Genomic DNA, 22,443 nt, shown 5'->3' with positions numbered 1-22,443 from the left:
CGCACCCGGCGCGGCGCATCCGCGCCGGATGCGCGGGCTCAGCCTGCCGCGCCGTAGCCGCCGCCGCCCGGCGTTTCGACGACGAACACGTCGCCGGGCGCCATCTGCGCGCGGCCGATGTGGTCGAGCGCCTCGACCGTGCCATCCGCCCGCTCGATCGTGTTGCGGCCGAGCGCGCCGGCTTCGCCGCCCGCCGCGCCGAACGGCGCGTGGACCCGGTTGTTCGACAGGATCGACGCGGTCATCGGCTCGAGGAAGCGGATCCGCCGCACCGCGCCGTCGCCGCCGCGCCAGCGCCCACCGCCGCCCGAGCCCGCGCGGATCCGGTGCGAATCGAGCCGCACCGGGTAGCGCCATTCGAGCACCTCGGGATCGGTGAGCCGCGAGTTCGTCATGTGCGTCTGCACCGCGGCGACGCCCGCGAAGCCGTCGCCCGCGCCGCTGCCGCCCGCGATCGTCTCGTAGTACTGGACTCGATCGTTACCGAATGTGAAGTTGTTCATCGTTCCCTGGCTCGATGCGACGCAGCCGAGCGCGCCGTACAGCGCGTTGGTGATCGCCGACGACGTCTCGACGTTGCCCGACACGACGGCCGCCGGGTAGTCGGGGTTCAGCATCGAGCGGGCCGGCACGATCACGGTCAGCGGCTTCAGGCAGCCGGCGTTCAGCGGAATGTCGTCGCCGACGAGCGTGCGGAACACGTACAGCACCGCCGCCATGCAGACGGCCTTCGGCGCGTTGAAGTTGTTGTCGAGCTGCGCGGACGTGCCGGTGAAATCGATCTCTGCGCACCGCGCCGCGCGATCCACGCGGATCGCGACGCGAATCTCCGCGCCGTTGTCGAGCGGATAGCGGTAAGCGCCGTCCTGCAGCGCGCCGATCACGCGCCGCACCGCTTCTTCGGCGTTGTCCTGCACGTGCGTCATGAACGCGAGCACGACGTCGCGGCCGAACTGCGCGACCATCCGGCGCAGCTCGTCGACGCCCTTCTGGTTCGCGGCGACCTGCGCGCGCAGGTCGGCCATGTTCTGCTCGACGTTGCGCGCCGGATAGCGGCCGGATGCCAGCAGCGCGCGCGTCTCGGCATCGCGCAGCACGCCGGCCGACACGAGCTGCCAGTTGTCGATCAGCACGCCTTCCTCGTCGATATGGGTCGAATCGGGCGGCATCGAGCCCGGCGTCGTGCCGCCGATATCCGCATGGTGGCCGCGCGAGCCGACGTAGAACAGCGGCGCGTCGGCGCCGTCCGCGAACACCGGCGTGATGACCGTCACGTCCGGCAGGTGCGTGCCGCCGTGGTACGGGTCGTTCAGCATGAACACGTCGCCGTCGCGCATGCGGCCGCGGTTGCGCTCGATCACCGTGCGGATGCTCTCGCCCATCGAGCCGAGATGCACGGGCATGTGCGGCGCGTTCGCGATCAGGTTGCCGTCGCCGTCGAAGATCGCGCACGAGAAGTCGAGCCGCTCCTTGATGTTCACCGAGTACGCGGTGTTCTGCAGCCGCAGCCCCATCTGCTCGGCGATCGACATGAACAGGTTGTTGAAGATCTCGAGCCGCACCGGATCGGCGTCGGTGCCGAGCGAGCGGCGCGTCGGCAGCGGCGTCGTGCGCGTCAGCACGAGATTGCCCTGTGGGGTCATCTCCGCGCGCCAACCAGGTTCGACGACGGTCGTGCCGTTCTGCTCCGCGACGATCGCGGGGCCGTCGATCGCGTCGCCGGCGCGCAGCGTGTCGCGCACGACCAGCGCCGCGTCGTGCCACTGGCCGCCGGAATAAAAACGCACGGCCGCGTGCGCTTGCGGCGCCGCGCCCGCCTCGCGCGGTGCGAGCGGCGCGATGTCGACCGGCGCGTCCGAGCGGCCGATCGCCTCGACCGACGCCAGCTCGGCGACGAGCGGCGTGCCGGGCATCAGGAACGCGTAGCGCTGCCGATATGCGGTTTCGAACGCCTGCTGCATCGCCGCGACCGAGCCGGCCGGCACGTCGAGCGCCGAATCGGTGCCCTGGTAGCGCAGGTGCACACGTCGCTCGGTCGTGATCCGCTCCGGCGGCACACCCTGTTCGAGCAGCGCGCCGATGGCCTCGTCGGCCAGCCGGTCGAGCGCCGCGTTCAGCGCCGGCAGCGATTCGTCGGACAACACGGCTTCCACCGCGCGCTCGCGCATCGCGGTCTGGTCGGCGAGGCCCATCCCGTATGCGGACAGCACGCCCGCGAGCGGATGCGCGAACACTTGCGTCATCCCGAGCGCATCGGCCACGCCGCACGCGTGCTGGCCGCCCGCGCCACCGAACGTCGTCAGCACGTAGCGCGACACGTCGTGGCCGCGCTGCACGGAGATCTTCTTGATCGCGTTCGCCATGCTGCCGATCGCGATCTCCAGGAATCCTTCGGCGAGCGCCTCGGGCGTCTCGCGCCGGCCGGTCGCCGCGTGGATCTCGTCGGCGAGCGCCGCGAACTTCGCGACCACGCCGTCGCGATCGAGCGGCTGGTCCGCATGCGGGCCGAACACGCGCGGGAAATGATCGGGCTGGATCTTGCCGAGCATCACGTTGCAGTCGGTCACCGTCAGCGGGCCGCCGCGCCGGTACGCGGCCGGCCCCGGGTTCGCGCCGGCCGATTCGGGTCCGACGCGCAGCCGCGCGCCGTCGAAGCCGAGCACCGAGCCGCCGCCGGCCGCGACCGTGTGGATGCTCATCATCGGCGCACGCATCCGCACGCCGGCCACCTGCGTCTCGAACACGCGCTCGAATTCGCCGTTGTAGTGCGACACGTCGGTCGACGTGCCGCCCATGTCGAAGCCGATCACCTGCTCGAAGCCGGCCGCACGCGCCGCGCGCACCATCCCGACGATGCCGCCGGCCGGGCCCGACAGGATCGCATCCTTGCCCTGGAACGCGTCGGCGCGCGTGAGGCCGCCGCTGCTCTGCATGAACTGCAGGTTCACGCCGGGCATCTCGTGCGCGACCTGCTCGACGTAGCGGCGCAGGATCGGCGACAGGTATGCGTCGACCACGGTCGTATCGCCGCGCGACACCATCTTCATCAGCGGCGACACCTCGTGCGACACCGACACCTGCGTGAAGCCGATGCGGCGCGCGAGCGCCGCCAGCATCCGTTCGTGCGCGGTATGGCGATAGCCGTGGATCAGCACGATCGCGAGCGCACGCACGCCGCTGTCGAACACGCGACGCAACGACGCTTCGGCACCCTGAACATCGAGCGGCACGACCACGTCGCCGTGCGCGCCGACGCGCTCGTCGATCTCGACGACCGTCTCGTACAGCGCGTCGGGCAGCGCGATGTCGAGATCGAACAGGCGCGGCCGGTTCTGGTACGCGATACGCAGCACGTCGCGAAAACCGCGCGTCGTCGCGAGCGCGGTGCGTTCGCCCTTGCGTTCGAGCAGCGCGTTGGTCGCGACCGTCGTGCCCATCTTCACCATGTCGACCTGCGCGGGCGTGATCGGCTCGCCGGCCGCGAGGCCGAGCAGGTGGCGGATGCCGGCCACGGCCGCGTCTTGGTACTGCTCGGGGTTCTCCGACAGCAGCTTGTGCGTGACGAGCGTGCCGTCGGGCCGCCGCGCGACGATGTCGGTGAACGTGCCGCCGCGGTCGATCCAGAATTGCCAGCGCGCGGCGTCGGAGGGAACGGAGGAAAGGTGTCGGTCAGTCATGATGTCGGTCGATGCGTCGTTGAATCGAGGGACGAACGCCGCCGCACGGCGCGCGTCGCACGCCGTGTCACGGTGTCGATGAAAGGGGAAAAAAGCGCGGGGCCGACGGCCCCGCCGCTGCCGTCGGTCAGGCAGCGTCGAGTTCGCGGCCGCGGGTCTCGGGCAGTGTCAGCGCGGCGACGATCACCACGCCGTACGCGGCGACCGCGAAGATGCCGATGCTCGTGCCGAGCCCGTACTGCTTGGACAGCGCGCCGATCAGGAACGGGAACAGCGCGCCGATCGCGCGGCCCACGTTGTAGCAAAAGCCCTGGCCGGAGCCGCGCACGCGGGTCGGGAACAACTCGGTGAGGAACGCGCCCATCCCCGAGAAGATGCCCGATGCGAAGAAGCCGAGCGGGAAGCCGAGCCACAGCATCGACGCGTTGGTCAGGTTCAGCGACGTGTACGCGAACGCGATCACCATCGAGCCGACCGCGAACAGGATGAAGTTCGGCTTGCGGCCGAGGCGGTCGGTCAGGTATGCGCTCGTCAGGTAGCCGACCCACGAACCGAAGATGATCATCGCGAGATAGCCGCCGGTGCCCATCACCGTCAGGTGCCGCTCGGTCTTCAGGAAGGTCGGCAGCCACGTCGTGATCGCGTAGTAGCCGCCCTGCGCGCCGGTCGTCAGCAGCGCCGCGCGCAGCGTCGTCGTGATCAGCTTCGGCGCGAAGATCTCGGTGAGGCGCGGCGCATCGGCCACCTTCGCCTGCGCGGCCTTCTCCTTCTCGTAGACGTCCGGCTCCTTCACGTAGCGGCGGATCGCGACCACCAGCAGCGCGGGCGCGAGGCCGACGAGGAACAGCGCGCGCCACGCCTGCTCGGCCGGCAGCACCGAGAACAGCAGCGCATACAGCAGCGCGCACAGCCCCCAGCCGATCGCCCAGCCCGACTGCACGAGGCCGACCGCCCTGCCGCGGTCGCGCGCGCGGATCACTTCGCCGATCAGCACCGCGCCGGCCGTCCATTCGCCGCCGAAGCCGAAGCCCATCAGCGCGCGCGCCGCGACCAGTTGGTGATAGTTCTGCGCGAGCCCGCACAGCGCGGTGAACACCGCGAACCACATCACCGTGAGCTGCAGCGTGCGTACGCGGCCGATCCGGTCGGACAGGATGCCGGCGATCCAGCCGCCGAGCGCCGACGCGAGCAGCGTGATCGTGCCGATGAAGCCTGCGTCGGCCAACGAGATGCCCCAGGTCGCGACGAGCGTCGGGATCACGAACGACAGCATCTGCGTGTCCATCCCGTCGAGCATGTAGCCGACCTTGCAGCTCCAGAACGCGCGGCGTTCGCGCGGTTGCGCATCCGCGTACCACGAGAACAGGCCGCTGCGCTCGCGGCTCGCGGGCTCGGCGGCGGGCGCCGCGAGGGTCTTGCTTTCCATGGTGGTACTCCTGTCGTTGTGCGCCGATCAAATGGCGTGTGGTGCTGTGTGTCTGTCGTAGGTGTGTCGCGTGCGGGGCCGGCGGGTCAGAACACGGCCAGCGACGCGTTCGTGATGTCGGTCATCAGCATGTGGCCGGGCGTATGCGCGATCGCGATCGGCAGCTTCGCGTCCATCAGCGCGGTTTGCGGCGTCACGCCGCACGCCCAGAACACCGGCAGCTCGCCGTCGCGGATCGTCACCGCGTCGCCGAATTCGGGCGCGTCCAGATCCTCGATGCCGAGTTCCCGCGGATGGCCGATATGGATCGGCGCGCCGTGCACACCCGGAAACCGGCTCGTGATCTGCACCGCGCGGATCGCGTCGGCGCCGCGCAGCGGCCGCATCGACACGACCAGCTGGCCGCCGAAAATCCCCGCGCGGCGGTTCGCGATCGACGTGCGGTACATCGGCACGTTGCGCCCCTCCTCGACGTGGCGCAACCCGATCCCTTCGCGGGCGAGCATGTCCTCGAACGAGAACGAGCAGCCGATCGCAAATACGACGAAATCGTCGCGCCACAGCGCTTCGAGCGATTCGACCTGCTCGGTCAGGCGGCCGTCCCTATATACGTTGTAGCTCGGCACGTCGGTGCGGATGTCGAGATCCTCGCCGAGCGCGGCGATCCGGAACGCGCCCGGTTCGCCGACGCCCAGCAGCGGGCAGGCCTTCGGGTTCGCCTGGCAGAAGCGCAGGAAATCGTGCGCATACGCGTCGGGCAGGATCGCGAGGTTCGCCTGGGCAAACGGGCCGCAATGGCCGGCGGTCGGGCCGCGGAACGCGCCGCGGCGCACGGACTGGCGGAATTCGGAAGGCGTCATGATGGTCGGTCGCAGATCGGGATGGCGGGGCGATGACGGTGGTGTGTCATCGGATATGGCGAAGAATAGAAAGGAAAAAATTTTGTCGCCAACGAGTTTTTTTGCGCCCGTTGTATAGAATTTCTTAACGGGTCTGCGGGTTTTCCCCGGTCCCGTTCACTTTTCGTCGCCGGCAAGCTGCGCATCCATTGCTCGCCCGACTGCCATGAACACGCGTTTTCTCGAAACCTTCGTCATGCTCGCGAAGCTGCGCAACTTCCGCACGACCGCGGCCGCGCTGCACGCGACGCCGGCCGCGATCTCGCAGCGCCTGAAGGCGCTCGAGGACGAACTGCATACCGTACTCGTCGATCGCGACAGCCGCGCGTTCCGGCTCACGCCGAACGGCGAATACCTGCTCGGCTATGCGAAGGCCGTCGTCGAGGCGACGCAGGAACTGCAGGCCGCCGCGTCCGGCGAGCGCGCGCTGCGCGGCAAGCTGCGGCTCGGCGTGATCGAGACGGTCGTGCACAGCTGGCTGCCGCATTACATGCGGCGGCTCGCGGCCGACTACCCGCAACTGGAAATCGACCTGACCGTCGACGTCAGCGTCGTGCTGCAGCGCCGGCTGATGGCCGGAGAACTCGACCTGATCATTCGCGTGGAAGGCAGCGACGAGGCGTCGGTCGTGTGCGACGCGCTCGCGAACTACCCGGTGCGCTGGATCGCGCGCGCCGGGCTGCTGCCGAACACGCGCACCGGCCTCGCGCGGCAGGTGCTGCGCCAGCCGATCCTCACCTACGGGCGCGGCACCGCGCCCCATCGCGCGCTGGAAGACATCGTCCGCACGCTCGCGCATGCGCACGGCGTGCCGCTGTCGGAGACGCGCATCACCGGGTCGCCATCGATCTCGGTGATCGTGCAACTGGTGCGCGACGGTTTCGGCGTCGCCGCGATTCCGGTGCTGTTCGTCGATGCGCTGATCGAAAGCGGCGAAGTCGTCGAGCTGCCGCTGCAGCCGTCGCCGCCGTCGATCGTCGTGTCGATGTCGCGGCGAACGGACGCGCCGCGGTTCGTGCACGGTGCGTCGATCGCCGCGCGGGCGGCGTGTCACGAGTATTGCGAAAAGAGCACGCGCTTGCTGGTCGAAGCGCTTTGACCCCGACGCGCTGGATGACGCACGTTCGACATCGCCGCGCGAATCGCCCACAATCGCGATCGGCGCGTCGCCACATCGGCGCCGCGCATCGTGAATGACCGCCCGGCCGTCCGGCATTCGTCGCTTCGCATGATCGTGCACCACGAGAAGGCAACATGCAGATCCGCTCCACTTCGTCCCGCCTGAACCTCGCGCGCGTCGTGATCGTCGCGCTGTATGTCGCGTCGCTGCTGCTGCCCGTCGCGGCCGAACCGCCGAATGCGGTCGGCGCGGTAAGCTGGTTGCACGGCTACACCGTGCTCGCGCTCGGGCCGCTCGCGATCCTCGACCTGCAATTCGCGTGGCTCGGCAACCCGCTGCTCGTCGTCGCGCTGCTCAGGCCGAGCCGTACCGTGTCGGCGCTACTGGCCGTGGTCGTCGTCTTTGCGCTCGGCTGGCATACGATCCCGACCGATGCGAACTACGAAACGATCCGCACGTTCGGGGCCGGGTACTACTGGTGGATCGCGGCGATGGTGGGCGCCGCCGCGCTGCCGTGGATCGACGGGCGCGCGCGGCAGGATGGCGTGACGCGAAGCGGTGCCGTCGGCGCCGTGGATGGGGTCGTACCGAACGGTGCTGTCACCGGCACCGGCGGCCTGGCCCGGCCGAATGCCGCGCCGGCATCGACGCGTCCGCCTGCCCGGCAGCGCGGCTGGACCGTGACGGCAACCGATACGCGCATCGCGTCGACCGATCAGACCGGGACGACACGCGGCATCGCGCTGTCCGACCTCGGCGCGATCCTGATCGAAACCAACGACCAGGGGCCGTTCGTGTCGGATGTCTGGTGGATCCTGTTCGATACGAACAAGCAGTTCGCGTGTGCCTTTCCGCAGGATGCCGAAGGCGCGAAGGCGGCGGTCGACCGATTGCTCGACCTGCCCGGCATCGACCACCGCAAGGTCATCGACGCGCAGACGTCGATCCAGAACGCGACGTTCCCGATCTGGGAGCGCGCGGCGCGCGAACCGGCCACGCCGGGAGAGACCGGCGCGACCGCGTGACCGGCGACCGTTACGCGGAGGGCTCCGGACGCGGCGGCGTCAGCTTGCCGTCGCCGTACTCGCGAAGCACCTGCGAAATCACGACACGATACCCGTCCAGCCAGCGCGCCTGCTTCGCCTTGGCTTCGAGATGCGCGGGATGCTGGATCAACTGCCGCAGCGCCGCCTCGGATTCCCAGTAGTAGATATTCTGGATCAAGCCGGCTTCCGCGTTCTCCCACGTTTCCTCGCCGAGATAACCGGGCGTCGCGCGCGCCATGTCGGCGATCTGCCGGTCGAGCCGGTGGAATTCGTCGTCGTACTGCCCGGCACGAAAAATGAAGGTCGACGCGTACATGCCCGCTCACTCTGCCACGATGAAAGAGCGCCAAGTGTAAGGCACGCACGGCGTGCCGCGATCGTCGTCAAGCGGCGAGCGGAGCGGCGGCGGCGCGATCGTCGAGCCACGCGTCGATGCATGACGCATCGTCGCGCGTGGCGGCAGTGGGTGACGGCATGGCTGCGAGCGCTTGTCGCGCCCGTTCCAGCGCCTGCGCGAAGCCACGCAATTCGTGCGTCGCCGGCCGGTCGTCGGACCGTCGACGCGCGAGCGCCGCTTCGACGTTCGCGCCGATCAACGCCAACTGCGCGTCGATGAAGTCGACGCACAGCGCGCGGCAATGCGCGGATACCTGAGCGACGACGAGCAGGACCGGCACGATCGACACGGTCAGGTAGCCGCCGGGCGCCAGCCGCGACAGCGCATCGCGCAGGTCCTGCCCGCCGTCGGTCAGCGACGCGAATACGGCGTCGCGCCACACCGCGCGCTCGAACACGAGCGCATCGCGATACGCGTCGAGCGCCGCACGATCCGCGACCTGCCCGGCCGTCACCAGCGGAATCGGGAACGACGATTCGTTTGTGGATTGCACGCTCCCGGCCTCGACGATGCAGTTCGCGCCGAGCCACGCCGCATCGTCGTGTCGTGCCGCAAGCACGCTGGCCTGCAACCGGTCGGGCAGCATCGGATCGAGCGGCACCGCGCGGCAGATCGACGGCTTGTTCGCGTGCACGCCGCAGCGGCCGTCGTCGGCGAGCGCCGCGCAACGGCCGAGCGACGGATAGTCGTAGCCTTGCAGCGTCAGCGCGAGCCATTCGCCGTGCACGCCGCCGCCGCGATGAAACAGCCGGTCCGCCAGCGCATCGGCGGCCGCGACGTCGTCCGCATCGAGCGTGTGCTCGCGCCCGCCCGCCTGCCAGCGTTCGCCGATCCGCCGCTTCGGCACGCGACGAATCGTCAACGCGCCGACGAAGCGGTGCCGATGCCGGAACAGTTCGCGCAACGACAGCGTCGGCGCGCTGTTGCAGCAGCGTCCGCACGCGTTGCACGCGAGCAGGTAGGTGTCTACCACGGCCGCCGCACCGAATCCTGGTAGCGCGTGAGGATGAAGCGCGCGACGTCGTCCGAGTGATACGCGGCGACGAGCTGCGCGACCCACGGCTTCGCACGATCGGCGTCGCGCACCGTGAGCACGTTCGCATACGGCGAGCGGGCGTCCTCGAGGCTGATGCTGTCGCGCGCGGGCTGCAGCCCGGCGCGGGCCGCGTCGTCGCTGTCGATCGCGACGAATGCGGCCGTGTCGAGCGCCGCGTAAAGCCGGTCGCGGCGCAGCGTGGCGAATTTCAGCGCGAGCCGGTTGCCCGTCACGTCGCGCAGCGTCGCATGCAGGCCGGCTTTTTCGCGCAGCGTCACCAGCGTGTCGTTCTGCAGCAGCACGAGCGCGCGCGCCATCCCGCGCGGATCGGCGGGCAGCGCGACCGTCGCGCCCGGTTGCAGTTCGTTCAGGTTCTTCAGCTTGCGCGAATAGAATGCCATCGGCAGCGTGACCGTCGGCGCGACGGCGGTCAGCGCATAGCCTTTCGCCGCGCGCGTGGCGCTCAGGCGCTGCGCATCCTCGAAGCTGGCCGCGTCGATCCGCCCGTCGGCCAGCGCCGTGTCGATGCGCGACGCATCGTCGAATTCGACGACGTCGACGCCCAGCCCGCGCGCGGCGGCCGCCTTCTTCACTTCGTCGAGGATCTGCGCATGCACGCCGCGCGTGACGCCGACGCGCACTGCCGGTGCGGCACGTGCGGCGGCTTCGGCAGCCATCGCCGAACCCTGCTGCATCACCGCGCAGGCAGCCAGCAGCCACGCCGAAACGAATCGCCCGATGCCCGCGGTCACGACGCGTCCCTCAGGATCGTGCGAAACCCGATATGCGATGCGCCGAGATCCGCTTCCTGCTGTTCGCGCGACGACGCGCGATAGCGCACGCAGTAATCGCGCGAACACAGGAACGAGCCGCCCTTGATGACCATCGGCGTATCGTGCCGGCGCGTCGACGGTGCGACGGCTGCGGTGTCGCCGTTCGTATGCGACTGATGCGGGCCCGTGTACGCATCCTTCGTCCATTCCCATGCGTTGCCGATCATGTCGTAAAGACGAAAGCCGTTCGCCGCATAGCAGCCGACGGGCGCCAGCCCCGCGTGACCGTCCTCGGCCGAGTCGAGCACCGGAAACGCGCCCTGCCAGTAGTTCGCGGCCGGCTTGCCGTTCGCGTCGCGCGGCGCCGCATCGAGCGACGCGTCGTCGCGGCCGGCCTTGCCCGCGTATTCCCATTCGGCCTCGTTCGGCAGGTCGCGGCCGAGCCAGTGCGCATACGCGAGCGCATCGCGCTGCGTGACGAGCGTCACCGGCAGGTTGCCGAGCCCGTCCACGTCGCTGCCGGGCCCGCGCGGATGCCGCCACGACGCGCCCTTCACCCACGACCACCACGCGAGGTCGCGTGCATTCATCTCGTCGCGCGTCGGCACATGGAACACCGCCGCCCCGCCCTGCTGCTCGGCCTCGGTCACGTAACCGGTCGCCTGCACGAAGGCTGCGAACTGCGCGATCGTCACGTCGGTCTGGTCGATCCAGAAGCCGCCGACGCGCGTCGTGCCGTCGCCGGCCGGACGCTCGTCCGCATAGCCGCGCGTGCTGCCGAACACGAACGCGCCGCCGCGCAAGTGCACCATGCCCGCCTTCGGATCGTCGCGCCACTTCGCCGGCAGCCCCGAATAGCGCTTGCACTCGCGCTCCGAACCGAGCGGCGCGAGCGCGCGGCCGCGATTCAGATCGTCGAACGCGCCGCCTGCCGGCACCGCCGGATTCGCATAACCCACCGCGAACGCGGCGGCGAACAGCGTGGCGGCCAGCGCCGCGCCGATCGTCCAGAAACGCAACCGCATCGTGTCGCCTCGCGATCAGTAGTAGCCGCGCGGACGCAGCGGCTCGACGCCACCGACGTTGCTCATGTAGGTCTTCCACTGATCAACCAGCGTGCCGATCACCGACGGGTTCTGCGCCGACACGTCGGTCGTCTCGCCACGGTCCGCCGCGAGATCGTAAAGCTGCCAGTGACCGTCGAGCGGGCCGAGCGGCGGCTCGGTCCACAATGCCTTCCAGCGACCGTCGGCGCTGCGCAGATACGCGCGGCCGTATGCTTCGTCGCCGAACGGCGTCGTATGCACTTCGCCCGTCGTCGAACCGGTGAGCACCGGCAGCAGCGACTGGCCCGTCACCGGATACACGTAGCGGTTGTTGTAAATGACCTTGCCCTTGTTCTGGTCGACGCCCGTCAGCGTGTTGACCAGCGGCGGCGCCGGTTGCGACGGCGGCGTGACGCCCGCGACCGCGAGGAACGTCGCCGTGTTGTCGGTCACGTGCGTGAACGCGCGCAGCGTCGGCAACGGTTGCGACTGGCCCGGCAGGTGCACGATCGTCGGCGTCGATACGCCGCCTTCGCCCGAATAGCCCTTCGTGAGCCGGAACGGCGCCGCGCTCACTTCGGCCCAGCGCAGCCCGTACTGCAGGCGCTGTGCGTTCTGCTTGCCGTTGTCGGTGCCGAGCGTCGAGTAGATCGGGTCCTGTCCGTTCGCGGTATCGGTCGCCGTCGGGTCCGCGCCGGAATCGATCGGCCAGCCTTCCGCGCCGTTGTCCGACTGGAACATGATGAACGTGTTGTCGTATTCGCCGATGTCCTTCAGATGCTGGATCAGGAGTCCGATGTTGTAGTCGAGGTTCTCGACCATCCCCGCGTAGATTTCCATGTAGCGCGCCTGAGCCTTGCGCTCGGCCGGCGACAGGCTCGACCACAGCCTGTCGACCTTGCCGGAGCCGTAGTCGCTGTAGCCGTCCGCGGCCGAATGCACCGCGCTGATGTACTTCGCGCTGGCCGTGCCGTTGTTCGCGGTCGCGGGCGATGCCGCCGTCGTCTCCGGCAGCCCGTCGAACGGCTTGAAATCGGCGGGAATCAGGCCGAGCGCCTTCTGTCGCGCGATCCGCGCGTTGCGGATCGCGTCGTAGCCGGCGTCGTACACGCCCGCGTACTTGTGCAGCCACGGATCGGGCACCTGCAGCGGCCAGTGCGGCGACGTGTAGGCCGCGTACGCGAAGAACGGCTTGCCGTCCTGCTTGTTCGCATCGATGTACGAGATCAGCTTCCGCGTATAGAAATCGGTCGAATAGAACACGGCAGGGCTGCCGCCCGTGCCCCCCGGTTGCCCGGGCTGGCCCGGCTGCACGTAACGACCGTCTTCCGTGTAGTTCGACGAGCCGGCCGGCTCGTGCGCGAAGTGGTTCGTCGCCGCGCCGCCGAGCAGCACGTAGCTGCGCTCGAAGCCCCACTGGTCGGGTGTCTGCCCGCTGCCCGTCGCACTGCCGACGATGCCCGAGCCGATGTGCCACTTGCCCGCGATATACGTGTGATAACCGGCGTCCTTCAGCAATTGCGCGAACGACAGCGCGCGATCGTTCAGGTAGCCCTCGTAGCCGGGCAGCCCGCGCCGCTCGTCGGTCGGCACGCCCATCGTGCCCTCGCCGACGAGATGGTGATCGGTGCCCGACACCAGCATCGCGCGCGTGATCGCGCAAACAGTGCCCGTGTGGTGGTTCGACAGGATGCGGCCCGACGCGACGAGCGCGTCGAGGTTCGGCGTGTTGATTTCGCCGCCGAACGCATGGATGTCGGAATAGCCGAGATCGTCGGCCATGATGTACAGGATGTTCGGGCGCTTGGCCGCGGGCGTCGCGCTGGCCTGCGGCGGCGGACTGCTGTCGACGCCGCCGCACGACGCGAGCGACACCGCGCCGGCAATCGCGGCGCAGACGACACGGAAACGAAAAGCATGCAACGGCGACGCGGACTTTTTCATTCTTGTTGACGCTCGATCTACGGGAGCGGCGATCTTAGCGTCGCGCGCGCAACGCCCAAAGTCGGATTCGTCACATGCTAACGGGGTGGGGGAATATGTAAGGAGGCCAGTATTCCGCAACTCGCACGACGATTGATTCGCCGCGTCAGGTTGAATCACGTCGCATCAGCTTCGGGCGAATCGCGATTGCGGCGCACGTTTGTCCGGCACCGCGCCTTTTACGGGGACGTCCGCCCTTCTTCTCGTCGTAGACCATCACGACGGCATGATGCAGGCGCCCCACCCCAATTCTCAGTCGGTGTCCGGGCGCTGAACGGGGGACCAGTCGATGGAACCCGACTCTGCGAACTTGAGCCGTTCGCGCAATTCCGGATGTACACCCGCCTGCATCAGCAGCGCCATGCCGCCCAATCGCCGCGCGTCCTCATCGGTAATCGGGCACCCGTCATTCGGTTCTGCATGCGGCGGAATCGTGATGGCGACACCTGCATTCATTTCGCGGTCAAGGACGGCCTGCACGTCGCGGCGAAACACCGTGCACAGCGTAACCTGTTCGGTCTCCTCGTCGTAAAACACGATGGTGGCGCGTCTCGGTTTGCTCATGTCACCGTCCTCTACAGGTCTGAAATTTTTTCGAAAGCACGTTGCCTGCACAATGCGTAGGTTCTGGGGTCTTTATACATCGCGCCAGCGGCCGCACACATTTCCATGTCGATTTCGTATCGTGCGAAACACTGTGCCTCTTGAAACGCGTCGACAGCCGCCGTGGTCATAGCGTCGCCCCACGGTGAGTCGTCGAGCGAGAACGGTGTCGCGTCGCTGAGCAGCGCACTATCAACCCGTACGGGCGCGATGCCGGCAATACCACTGCCTGTGCCAGCTATGATGCTCTCCAGGTATCGTATCAACTCATCAGCCGATACATCGCTTGGCCGTGCCCAACTCGGGATTGGCGTGTCCGCAGACCGCAACGCCATGGGTGCCACTCTACCGAACCGGTTCCCACGAGGGAGAGGGGGCAGGGACCGCCGACCACCTGAAGCGCCGCCATTCACCGCCACGCGCTCAATCTCGACGACGACCCGCCCATCCTCGATGGCGGACCTGAGCACATCGAGCGGTGCACCACGAACGGTACCAAGGCCCAATTGCCGCACGTACATCACCGCATTCGTCGTCAGGCCTGCATACTTCGGCCAGTGCAGCATCAGTTCGGAGATTGCGGCGCGCTGACTGGCCAACAACGTTCCACGTCCCGCGCGCGTCAGTGTCGCGCGCTTTCCCGAACCCAATTCGATTGCGATTGAAGCCATTCGAAACCCCGGCGTTACCGTCGGGCGAATCTACTTTTCGCAACACGATGTCACAAGCTCGCGGTTTTCATGGAACACGCAAAAACCTGCGCGCGTCGGGACTGACGGCTCGCATTGTTTCCCCGAGACATGCCGCCGAGGCGCTGCGGCTCGCTGTTTGGCGCCGCGCAGACGCCCGCATTCCGGATGTACGTATGTGCTCCCAGCGTCGGAAATCTTTAAATTCTGTTACCTGCCCCAGGTAGTCCCTGTCGTGCACTCAATACCGCATCACCCGATACAGACCGGCGGCCGCGAGCGCCATGCCTCACCACGCGAGCCCGCCGCTCGTCTCGCTGACCACGACGAGCGCGATCAACGCGGTGGCGGGTGGTATCAGGAAAACAGCGCCGACACACGCGACGCGTCGCCGTAGCGCACCAATGCGCTCCATACCCTCGCCATCCTTGGCGTGGAAACGTTAGAAAAAGTCTCGAGACGGCCAACAAGAGCTGCAAAACTACACCGATCGCGGCAATCGCGAAGGTTACCGCGACCGATCGGCATGCCAGCGTCAGCGCTACCCGGCACCATGGGCGGGATATCGCCGGCGCAATCACCCGATCTAAACTCGATCGATCTGCTCGACAACCTGCTAGAGTTGCCGGTCAATTTTTGGAAAGGGACATGTAAGAATTGCGCGACTTATCCCGAGAAAGTGCTCGCGCCGCGCCCGTACAGCTATCTCGGCCTGAAGGCGAACACTGCGATTCGGGGTGCGCAATGAATTGGCTTGCAGACCGATTGCTTCTCATCGTCACGGCACTGATCGTCACGGCCGCAGGCTGGGCGATCATCAGCGCGACAGGCGAATGGTTTCCGCTTCTGATGACGGTGACCGCGTTCGCTTCACTGTGGATCGAAAACTCGCGGCTGCGCAAGCTGCTCGAACAAAACGGTATCGATCCGCGACGACGCAAGCGCTAGTCGCCCGAAAAAAGCGGCTTACCGGTTTTTCCTCACTGGGTTCAGGCTGACTATGCGAGACGCACGAGAGTGCGACACGCATCCAACCAGATTGTCACGTCGTCATCGGAGAACCGCTCGCCGTTATCCGCGCTCGCCGTTCGCGTCGTCCGACGCCAGCATGTTCGGAATCTCGTCGACCAGCGCATCGACGACCACGCGCACCTTCGACGGCACGTGACGCGCCGCCGGTCGCACCGCGAACACTTCGGCGCCCGACACGCTGTCGCTGTCCATCACGAGCGCGAGGCGGCCGTCGCGCACGTACGGCGCCATCAGCCAGCACGGCAGCCACGCAAGGCCCGCGCCGGCGGCAGCCGCATCGGCGATCGCCTGCAGGTCGTCGAACCGCAGCCGGCCGGCCGCGCGATGGTCGTGCACCGCGCCGTCCGCGCCGATGACCCGCCATGGCGTCGGTTGTCCACCGCGCGAATACGCGATGCCGACGTGCGACGCGAGTTCGTCGAGCCCCGACGGCCGGCCGTGACGCGCGAGATACGCGGGCGATGCGCAGATGCCCATGCGCTGCACGCCCAGCTTGCGGCCGACCAGCGCGTTCGTATCGGCCAACTCGCCGATGCGCACCGCCAGGTCGAAGCCGTCGTTGACGAGGTCGGCCACGCGGTCGCTGAACGACATGTCGATTTCGAGCCGCGGGTGGCGCTCGACGAGACGCCGCACCACGGGCGCCACGCACTGCCGCCCGAACAGCACCGGCACGCTGACGCGCACTCGCCCGGCCGGCTCGCGGCGCCCCGCGTCGAGCGCAGCCTCCGTTTCGCCGAGTTCGGCCAGCAGCCGCCGGCATTGCTCGTAATAGACGAGCCCTTCGTCGGTCAGGCCGAGCTGGCGCGTCGTGCGCTGCAGCAGCCGCGCGCCGAGACGCAGTTCGAGCCGCGCGACGATCTTCGCGACGGCCGAGCGCGTCATGCCGAGGCGCAGCGCCGCCGCCGCGAAGCTGCCCGATTCCACCACGTCGACAAATTCGGCGACGCCTCTCAGCCGTTCATCCATGCCGCTCCGCTCCGGTGCGATGACAGGGTTGTGTCCGTGCTGGCGACAATCGTCGGCCGAATTCTCGCCAATGCGTCCACCTGCGCAACACTATGATAGTCCTGACTATCTCGAAAAGGAGTCGACATGCATGCATGGCAAATCAAACCGGGCGACGGCATTGCCGGGCTCCGGCGCATCGACGCGACACCGCGCGCGGTCGGGCCGACCGGCGTCGTCGTCAGGATCCATTCGGCCGCGCTGAACTATCGCGACCTGATGTTCGCGCGCGGCGACTATCTCGGTATCGGCACCGACGCGCTGATCCCGGTCGCCGACGGCGCCGGAGAAGTGGTCGAGACGGGCCGCGACGTCACGCGCTTCAAGCCGGGCGACCGCGTGATCAATACGTACTTCCCGCGGTGGATCGACGGGCCGCCGACACCGCACAAAGTGTCGGGTTCGCCCGGCGCGCAATTCGACGGCGTGCTCGCCGAACGCTTCGTGTCCGACGAGGCCGCGCTGGTCGCGATCCCCGCGCATCTCGACTACGACGAAGCCGCGACGCTGTCGTGCGCGGGCGTCACCGCGTGGAACGCGCTGTTCGTCGACGGCGGACTGTCGCCGGGCGCGACCGTCGTGCTGCTCGGCACGGGTGGCGTATCGATCATCGCGCTACAGCTCGCGCAGGCCGCCGGGTTGCGCACGATCGTCACGTCGTCGAGCGACGCGAAGCTCGAACGCGCTCGTGCACTCGGTGCGGACGCAACGATCAACTACCGGACGATGCCCGAATGGCAACACGAAGTATTGCGCCTCACCGGCGGTGCGGGCGCGGATCTCGTCGTCGAAGTCGGCGGACGCGATACGCTGCCGCGCTCGCTCGCCGCGACGAAAACAGGCGGCATCGTGTCGGTGATCGGCGGGCTCAGCAGCTTCGACGGGCCCGAACTCGGGCTGCTGCCGCTGATCGGCGGCTTCCGGCGTCTGCACGGCTTCATGGTCGGCAGCCGCGCGATGCTCGACGACGTCGTGCGGCTCGTCGACGCGAAACGGATCAAGCCGGTGGTCGATCGCGTGTTCGGCTTCGACGAGGCGCCGCAAGCGTATGCATACCTGCAATCGGGGCAGCACTTCGGCAAGGTCGTGATTCGCGTCGCATCGTGACGTCTGAAGGCGGCACACGCCGCCTTCTTCCGCCTCCTCCCTCTCCGCTCCCCGTCTTCCCGTCCAAAGCGCATTCGCGCAAATGCTTTTCCGAATCCGTTATTGGATCGCACCGCCGCGCGTTTTTATACTCGTCAGCACTCTCTGTTAAAGAGTGCCAGCCAATTTCGACAGAACAGCACAGGACGAAAAGATGAGCCTACGCCCCTTGCACGACCGCGTGATCGTGAAGCGACTCGACCAGGAAACCACCACCGCATCGGGCATCGTGATTCCCGATAGCGCCGCCGAGAAACCCGACCAGGGCGAAGTGATCGCCGTCGGCCCCGGCCGCAAGGATACCGACGGCCAGCGCATCGTGCCCGACCTGCAGGTCGGCGAGCGCGTGCTGTTCGGCAAGTACGCGGGGCAAGCCGTCAAGGTGGACGGCAACGAGTTTCTCGTGCTGCGCGAAGAAGACATCGTCGCGGTCGTCAATCAATAACGGAGCGCAATCATGGCAGCCAAGGAAATCATTTTCAGCGACATCGCACGATCGAAGTTGACCGAAGGCGTGAACATTCTCGCGAACGCGGTAAAGGTCACGCTCGGGCCGAAGGGCCGCAACGTCGTGCTCGAACGCAGCTTCGGCGCGCCCGTCGTCACGAAGGACGGCGTGTCGGTCGCGAAGGAAATCGAACTCGCGGACAAGCTGCAGAACATCGGTGCGCAGCTCGTGAAGGAAGTCGCGTCGCGCACCAGCGACGCGGCCGGCGACGGCACGACGACGGCTACCGTGCTCGCGCAGGCGATCGTCCGTGAAGGCCAGAAGTACGTCGCGGCCGGGCTCAATCCGCTCGACCTGAAGCGCGGCATCGACAAGGCCGTCGCGTCGGCCGTCGACGAATTGAAGAAGATCAGCAAGCCGACCACCACGAGCAAGGAAATCGCGCAGGTCGCGACGATCTCCGCGAACGGCGAGGAATCGATCGGCCAGCGTATCGCCGAGGCGATCGACCGCGTCGGCAAGGAAGGCGTGATCACCGTCGAGGACGGCAAGTCGCTCGCCGACGAGCTCGACGTCGTCGAAGGGCTGCAGTTCGATCGCGGCTACCTGTCGCCGTATTTCATCAACAATCCGGACAAGCAGATCGCCGAGATCGAAAACCCGTACATCCTGCTGCACGACAAGAAGATCTCGAACATCCGCGATCTGCTGCCGGTGCTCGAACAGGTCGCGAAGTCGGGCCGGCCGCTGCTGATCATCGCGGAAGACGTCGAAGGCGAAGCGCTCGCGACGCTCGTCGTGAACAACATCCGCGGGATCCTGAAGACGGTGGCGGTCAAGGCACCGGGCTTCGGCGATCGCCGCAAGGCGCTGCTCGAGGACATCGCGATCCTCACCGGCGGCCAGGTGATCGCCGAGGAAACGGGCCTGACGCTTGAGAAGGCCACGCTCGCCGAGCTCGGCCAGGCGAAGCGCATCGAAGTCGGCAAGGAAAACACCACGGTGATCGACGGCGCGGGCGATGCGAAGAACATCGAGGCGCGCGTGAAGCAGATCCGCGTGCAGATCGAAGAGGCGACGTCCGACTACGATCGCGAGAAGCTGCAGGAACGCGTCGCGAAGCTCGCGGGCGGCGTGGCGGTGATCAAGGTCGGCGGCGCGACCGAAATCGAGGTGAAGGAGAAGAAAGATCGCGTCGACGACGCGCTGCACGCGACGCGCGCGGCCGTCGAGGAAGGCATCGTGCCGGGCGGCGGCGTCGCGCTGATCCGCGTACGGCAGGCGATTCGCGAACTGAAGGGCGCGAACGCCGATCAGGACGCGGGCATCAAGATCGTGCTGCGCGCGCTGGAAGAACCGCTGCGCCAGATCGTCACGAATGCGGGCGAGGAGGCGAGCGTCGTCGTCGCGAAGGTCGCGGAAGGCGCGGGCAACTTCGGCTACAACGCGCAGACGGGCGAGTACGGCGACCTCGTCGAATCGGGCGTGCTCGATCCGACCAAGGTCACGCGCACCGCGCTGCAGAATGCGGCGTCGGTGGCCGGGCTGCTGCTGACGACCGATGCGACCGTGTTCGAAGCGCCGAAGGATGCGGCGCCGGCCGCCGCGCCCGGCGGCCCGGGCGCGGGCGGGCCGGGGTTCGATTTCTGACGACGCGGCGGCGTGCGCGCCGGTTTGTCGGTATGCGCGCGGTCATGTAGTCACGGGAAACGCGTGGCGACGGAAGTCGTCACGCGTTTTTCTTTAGGATCGACCGTCTGCGGAGCAGTTGGCGCAAACCAAACGTTCCGATGCGCACCCTGCCACACCAGCGCGCATCTTTCGCAGTGCACGTAACGCGCGACTCACACGCCTTTACGACCTTTTTACTTGCGCCCGCGCATCCGTTCACTAGAATGGGTCCGCCATCCACCGCCGAGCACGCGCCATGCGCATCCGAAGTCCTCGTCCTCCGAGTTGCTTTTCTGCCTGACAGGCCGGACGCCTGCGTCACCTTCCCGAGTCACCGTCCTGCCGACAGGCGGACGATGCGCGCCGTAGTCCTTTCCGTGCACGCTTGAACGCGATGTCGATGTGGTCGTCACGCATCGCAATGTATGCGTTCGAGCACGTGCATCGACACAGGCCGCGTAACGACGCGCCATCGATCCGCCGATTCTAGCCGGTTGTTTTGCATCACTGATGTCATTCACGGGGCCTTCCGCTTCCGCAGCATCGCATGCCCCGTCGCGATCGTCTTTCATACAGGAGCCGTGAAATGATGCTGGGTTTGACGTTCTGGAAACACGTGATCGGGCGGCGGACCGAAACCCTCCACGAAGCACGACCGACGGCGCACGACCGGCATCGCCGGGTGTCGAGAACGCTCGTACTGGCGAGCGCCGCGGTCGCGTTCGCGGCAATCGCGTTCGGTGCGCCGGTCGTCGGCATTTCGGTGTTTGTGCTGACGACGCTGCCGTTCGTACTGTCGGGCACCTGAGGTTGCCCATATCGGGCGCGGCTCCGTCGGCGCTCGATACGAAATTTTAATGCTTGCACACCGCGTATCTGACACCGTCTTTACGCGAGGTTATCTAGGATTTCCCTGTCATCCCGACACGGAGCAATCCGCATGCAAACGCAGCAGGCCGCCGTCGGCGGCCAATCCCCCCTCCCTCACCGACGCGGCAGCACGCCGTCCGCGCCCCGGCTCGCCAACGCTTGTCCGCCGGACAACATCCTGCTCGATGTACCCGTGGAAAGCGCGAGCCAGTTGTTCGACCTGATCGCGCGCCATGTCGCGCGCGGCAGCGGCGTATCCGCCGACCGGATCCGCGCCGAACTGATCAAGCGCGAGCAACTCGGCTCGACCGGCCTCGGGCAAGGCGTCGCGATTCCGCATGCGCGCGTCGACGGGCTCGGCTCGGCCGTCGCGCTGTTCGTTCGCGCGCGGTACCCGTTCGCGTTCAACGCGCCGGACCGCAAGCCCGTGCATGAATTCATCGTGCTGGTGCTGCCGCACGCGGACGGCCGCGTGCACCTCGAACTGCTCGCCGATGCCGCGCGATGGTTCAGCGAACGCGCGATCCGGCAGGCGTCGCGCGATGCGCAAACGCCCGAAGAGATTCACCGGCTCATGCAACGCACTGTTTGACCCGACATCGTGCAACGGCAGGCATTCCCTCCATCATTTCTGATTCCCATGTTCCCAGACCCTGATACTCCCACCCGACGCGTGGCCGGCCTGACCCGCGCGCTGCCTTTCATGCAGGCGCTGCACGGACAGACCGTCGTCATCGTCGACGGCGGTGCCGCGAGCGACGCCCACGCGCGCTCCGCCTTCGCACAGGATGTCGCGCTGCTCGCACTCACCGGCATCCGTCCGATCGTGATCCAAAGCATCCCGACCGCGTCCGGCACGCAATCGGTCCACACCGTGCATGCGGCCATGACCGGCATCAATCATGAACTGGTGCGCCTGATCGGCAGCCACGGCGCCCGGGCGATCGGTGTCGACGGTCACGACGGCGGCTTGCTGGTTGCCAGCGCTGAACCCGACCACGCGAGCACAAGCGCGATCGCACGATTCGACAGCGCTGCGTTGAACGCGTTTCTCGACAATGGACTGGTGCCCGTCGTGATGCCGGTCGCACCGGACGACGCGGGCCACGACCGGCTGTTGCGCCCGGAACGGCTCGGCAGCCTGTTCGCGCAACGCACGGGCGCCGTCACGCTGGTGATGATGGTCGACAGTGCATGGCTGCGCGAACTCGGCGAGCTTGCCGGTCTGTACGGCATCGCGGAACTCGAGCAATGGCTCGCCGAACATCCAGCCGCCGACGCGGCGCCGTGCGTACGCGACGCGCTCGATGCGCTCGCGCACGGCGTGCAGAACGTCCATCTCGCCGATATCGGGCAACCCGAATCGCTGATCGATGAGCTGTTGACGGAGGAAGGATCGGGCGTGGTGTTCTGCCGGCGCGGCAACACCGATCTGCTGTCGGAGATCCGCCGTTATTTCGCGGATTCGGCCAGTGTGCTGCGTGACGGCTTCAGCGTCGAGCAGAAGCCGGTCGTGCGTTTCTAACCGGGTAGCATAAAAACGCTTGCGGCGACCCGCAAAGGCCGCCGCAAG

The 22,443-nt window shown here is 67.5% G+C and carries 20 protein-coding genes; 9 read left to right on the top strand and 11 right to left on the bottom strand.

The features are described 5' to 3' along the window. Positions 1-38: 38 nt before the first annotated feature. From J8I33_RS03755 to J8I33_RS03745, 3 genes are all read right to left on the bottom strand, one after another. Positions 39-3,677, bottom strand: coding sequence for a hydantoinase B/oxoprolinase family protein (locus tag J8I33_RS03755; RefSeq protein WP_209924589.1), 3,639 nt, complete (start codon positions 3,675-3,677; stop codon positions 39-41). A 127-nt stretch (positions 3,678-3,804) separates the two neighbouring features. Beyond that, positions 3,805-5,103, bottom strand: a complete 1,299-nt coding sequence (locus J8I33_RS03750; protein ID WP_089489020.1) for an MFS transporter — start codon at positions 5,101-5,103, stop codon at positions 3,805-3,807. A gap of 86 nt (positions 5,104-5,189) precedes the next feature. Then, entirely contained in the window at positions 5,190-5,963 is a 774-nt protein-coding gene (locus J8I33_RS03745; protein ID WP_050017234.1) for a putative hydro-lyase, read from the bottom strand. Positions 5,964-6,168: 205 nt separating this feature from the next. Between J8I33_RS03745 and J8I33_RS03740 the strand changes: the two genes are divergently transcribed. Both J8I33_RS03740 and J8I33_RS03735 read left to right on the top strand, forming a co-directional pair. Next, positions 6,169-7,101 (top strand): LysR family transcriptional regulator, encoded by a 933-nt coding sequence (locus tag J8I33_RS03740; RefSeq protein WP_050017235.1) that lies wholly within the window; start codon positions 6,169-6,171, stop codon positions 7,099-7,101. A 155-nt stretch (positions 7,102-7,256) separates the two neighbouring features. Further along, positions 7,257-8,147, top strand: coding sequence for a hypothetical protein (locus tag J8I33_RS03735; protein ID WP_209933210.1), 891 nt, complete (start codon positions 7,257-7,259; stop codon positions 8,145-8,147). Between the two features lie 10 nt (positions 8,148-8,157). Here J8I33_RS03735 and J8I33_RS03730 read toward each other — a convergent pair whose 3' ends face one another. From J8I33_RS03730 to J8I33_RS03700, 7 genes are all read right to left on the bottom strand, one after another. Then, on the bottom strand, positions 8,158-8,484 hold the full coding sequence (locus tag J8I33_RS03730) for an antibiotic biosynthesis monooxygenase (RefSeq protein ID WP_209933209.1): 327 nt from the start codon (positions 8,482-8,484) through the stop codon (positions 8,158-8,160). A gap of 67 nt (positions 8,485-8,551) precedes the next feature. Continuing rightward, positions 8,552-9,538, bottom strand: coding sequence for a YkgJ family cysteine cluster protein (locus J8I33_RS03725; RefSeq protein ID WP_209933207.1), 987 nt, complete (start codon positions 9,536-9,538; stop codon positions 8,552-8,554). Further along, positions 9,532-10,296, bottom strand: a complete 765-nt coding sequence (locus tag J8I33_RS03720; RefSeq protein ID WP_245171479.1) for a MetQ/NlpA family lipoprotein — start codon at positions 10,294-10,296, stop codon at positions 9,532-9,534. The genes J8I33_RS03725 and J8I33_RS03720 overlap by 7 nt, the downstream gene beginning before the upstream one ends. A gap of 53 nt (positions 10,297-10,349) precedes the next feature. After that, a complete protein-coding gene (locus J8I33_RS03715) occupies positions 10,350-11,399 on the bottom strand; it encodes a formylglycine-generating enzyme family protein (protein ID WP_124594166.1) in 1,050 nt (349 codons plus the stop codon). A gap of 15 nt (positions 11,400-11,414) precedes the next feature. Beyond that, entirely contained in the window at positions 11,415-13,364 is a 1,950-nt protein-coding gene (locus tag J8I33_RS03710) for an arylsulfatase (protein ID WP_089489016.1), read from the bottom strand. Between the two features lie 291 nt (positions 13,365-13,655). Next, positions 13,656-13,967, bottom strand: a complete 312-nt coding sequence (locus tag J8I33_RS03705; RefSeq protein WP_050017241.1) for a hypothetical protein — start codon at positions 13,965-13,967, stop codon at positions 13,656-13,658. 11 nt (positions 13,968-13,978) lie between these two features. Next, positions 13,979-14,677, bottom strand: coding sequence for a hypothetical protein (locus tag J8I33_RS03700; RefSeq protein WP_245171432.1), 699 nt, complete (start codon positions 14,675-14,677; stop codon positions 13,979-13,981). Between the two features lie 783 nt (positions 14,678-15,460). Between J8I33_RS03700 and J8I33_RS03695 the strand changes: the two genes are divergently transcribed. Further along, complete coding sequence (locus tag J8I33_RS03695) at positions 15,461-15,643, top strand: hypothetical protein (RefSeq protein ID WP_244138010.1); 183 nt, start codon at positions 15,461-15,463, stop codon at positions 15,641-15,643. A 123-nt stretch (positions 15,644-15,766) separates the two neighbouring features. Here J8I33_RS03695 and J8I33_RS03690 read toward each other — a convergent pair whose 3' ends face one another. Continuing rightward, the gene (locus J8I33_RS03690; protein WP_124594171.1) at positions 15,767-16,696 is read right to left on the bottom strand and encodes a LysR substrate-binding domain-containing protein; all 930 of its coding nucleotides are present in this window, start codon (positions 16,694-16,696) and stop codon (positions 15,767-15,769) included. Between the two features lie 126 nt (positions 16,697-16,822). Between J8I33_RS03690 and J8I33_RS03685 the strand changes: the two genes are divergently transcribed. The 6 genes from J8I33_RS03685 to J8I33_RS03660 all read left to right on the top strand — a co-directional run bounded on the left by J8I33_RS03685 (position 16,823) and on the right by J8I33_RS03660 (position 22,395). Beyond that, entirely contained in the window at positions 16,823-17,842 is a 1,020-nt protein-coding gene (locus J8I33_RS03685) for an NAD(P)-dependent alcohol dehydrogenase (protein ID WP_050017245.1), read from the top strand. A gap of 193 nt (positions 17,843-18,035) precedes the next feature. After that, the gene (locus J8I33_RS03680; RefSeq protein WP_011694564.1) at positions 18,036-18,326 is read left to right on the top strand and encodes a co-chaperone GroES; all 291 of its coding nucleotides are present in this window, start codon (positions 18,036-18,038) and stop codon (positions 18,324-18,326) included. 12 nt (positions 18,327-18,338) lie between these two features. After that, a complete protein-coding gene (groL, locus tag J8I33_RS03675) occupies positions 18,339-19,979 on the top strand; it encodes a chaperonin GroEL (protein ID WP_050017246.1) in 1,641 nt (546 codons plus the stop codon). A gap of 607 nt (positions 19,980-20,586) precedes the next feature. Next, entirely contained in the window at positions 20,587-20,808 is a 222-nt protein-coding gene (locus J8I33_RS03670; protein WP_209933205.1) for a hypothetical protein, read from the top strand. 132 nt (positions 20,809-20,940) lie between these two features. Then, the gene (locus J8I33_RS03665) at positions 20,941-21,462 is read left to right on the top strand and encodes a PTS sugar transporter subunit IIA (protein ID WP_209933203.1); all 522 of its coding nucleotides are present in this window, start codon (positions 20,941-20,943) and stop codon (positions 21,460-21,462) included. 48 nt (positions 21,463-21,510) lie between these two features. Beyond that, entirely contained in the window at positions 21,511-22,395 is an 885-nt protein-coding gene (locus J8I33_RS03660) for an acetylglutamate kinase (RefSeq protein ID WP_050017249.1), read from the top strand. The last annotated feature ends 48 nt before the right edge of the window (positions 22,396-22,443 follow it).

Origin of the sequence: Burkholderia sp. AcTa6-5 (genome assembly GCF_017815075.1) — a bacterium.
GTDB lineage: Bacteria > Pseudomonadota > Gammaproteobacteria > Burkholderiales > Burkholderiaceae > Burkholderia > Burkholderia sola.
The sequence above is the reverse complement of the archived record's forward strand: the minus strand, read 5'-3'. Positions and strand labels throughout refer to the sequence as shown.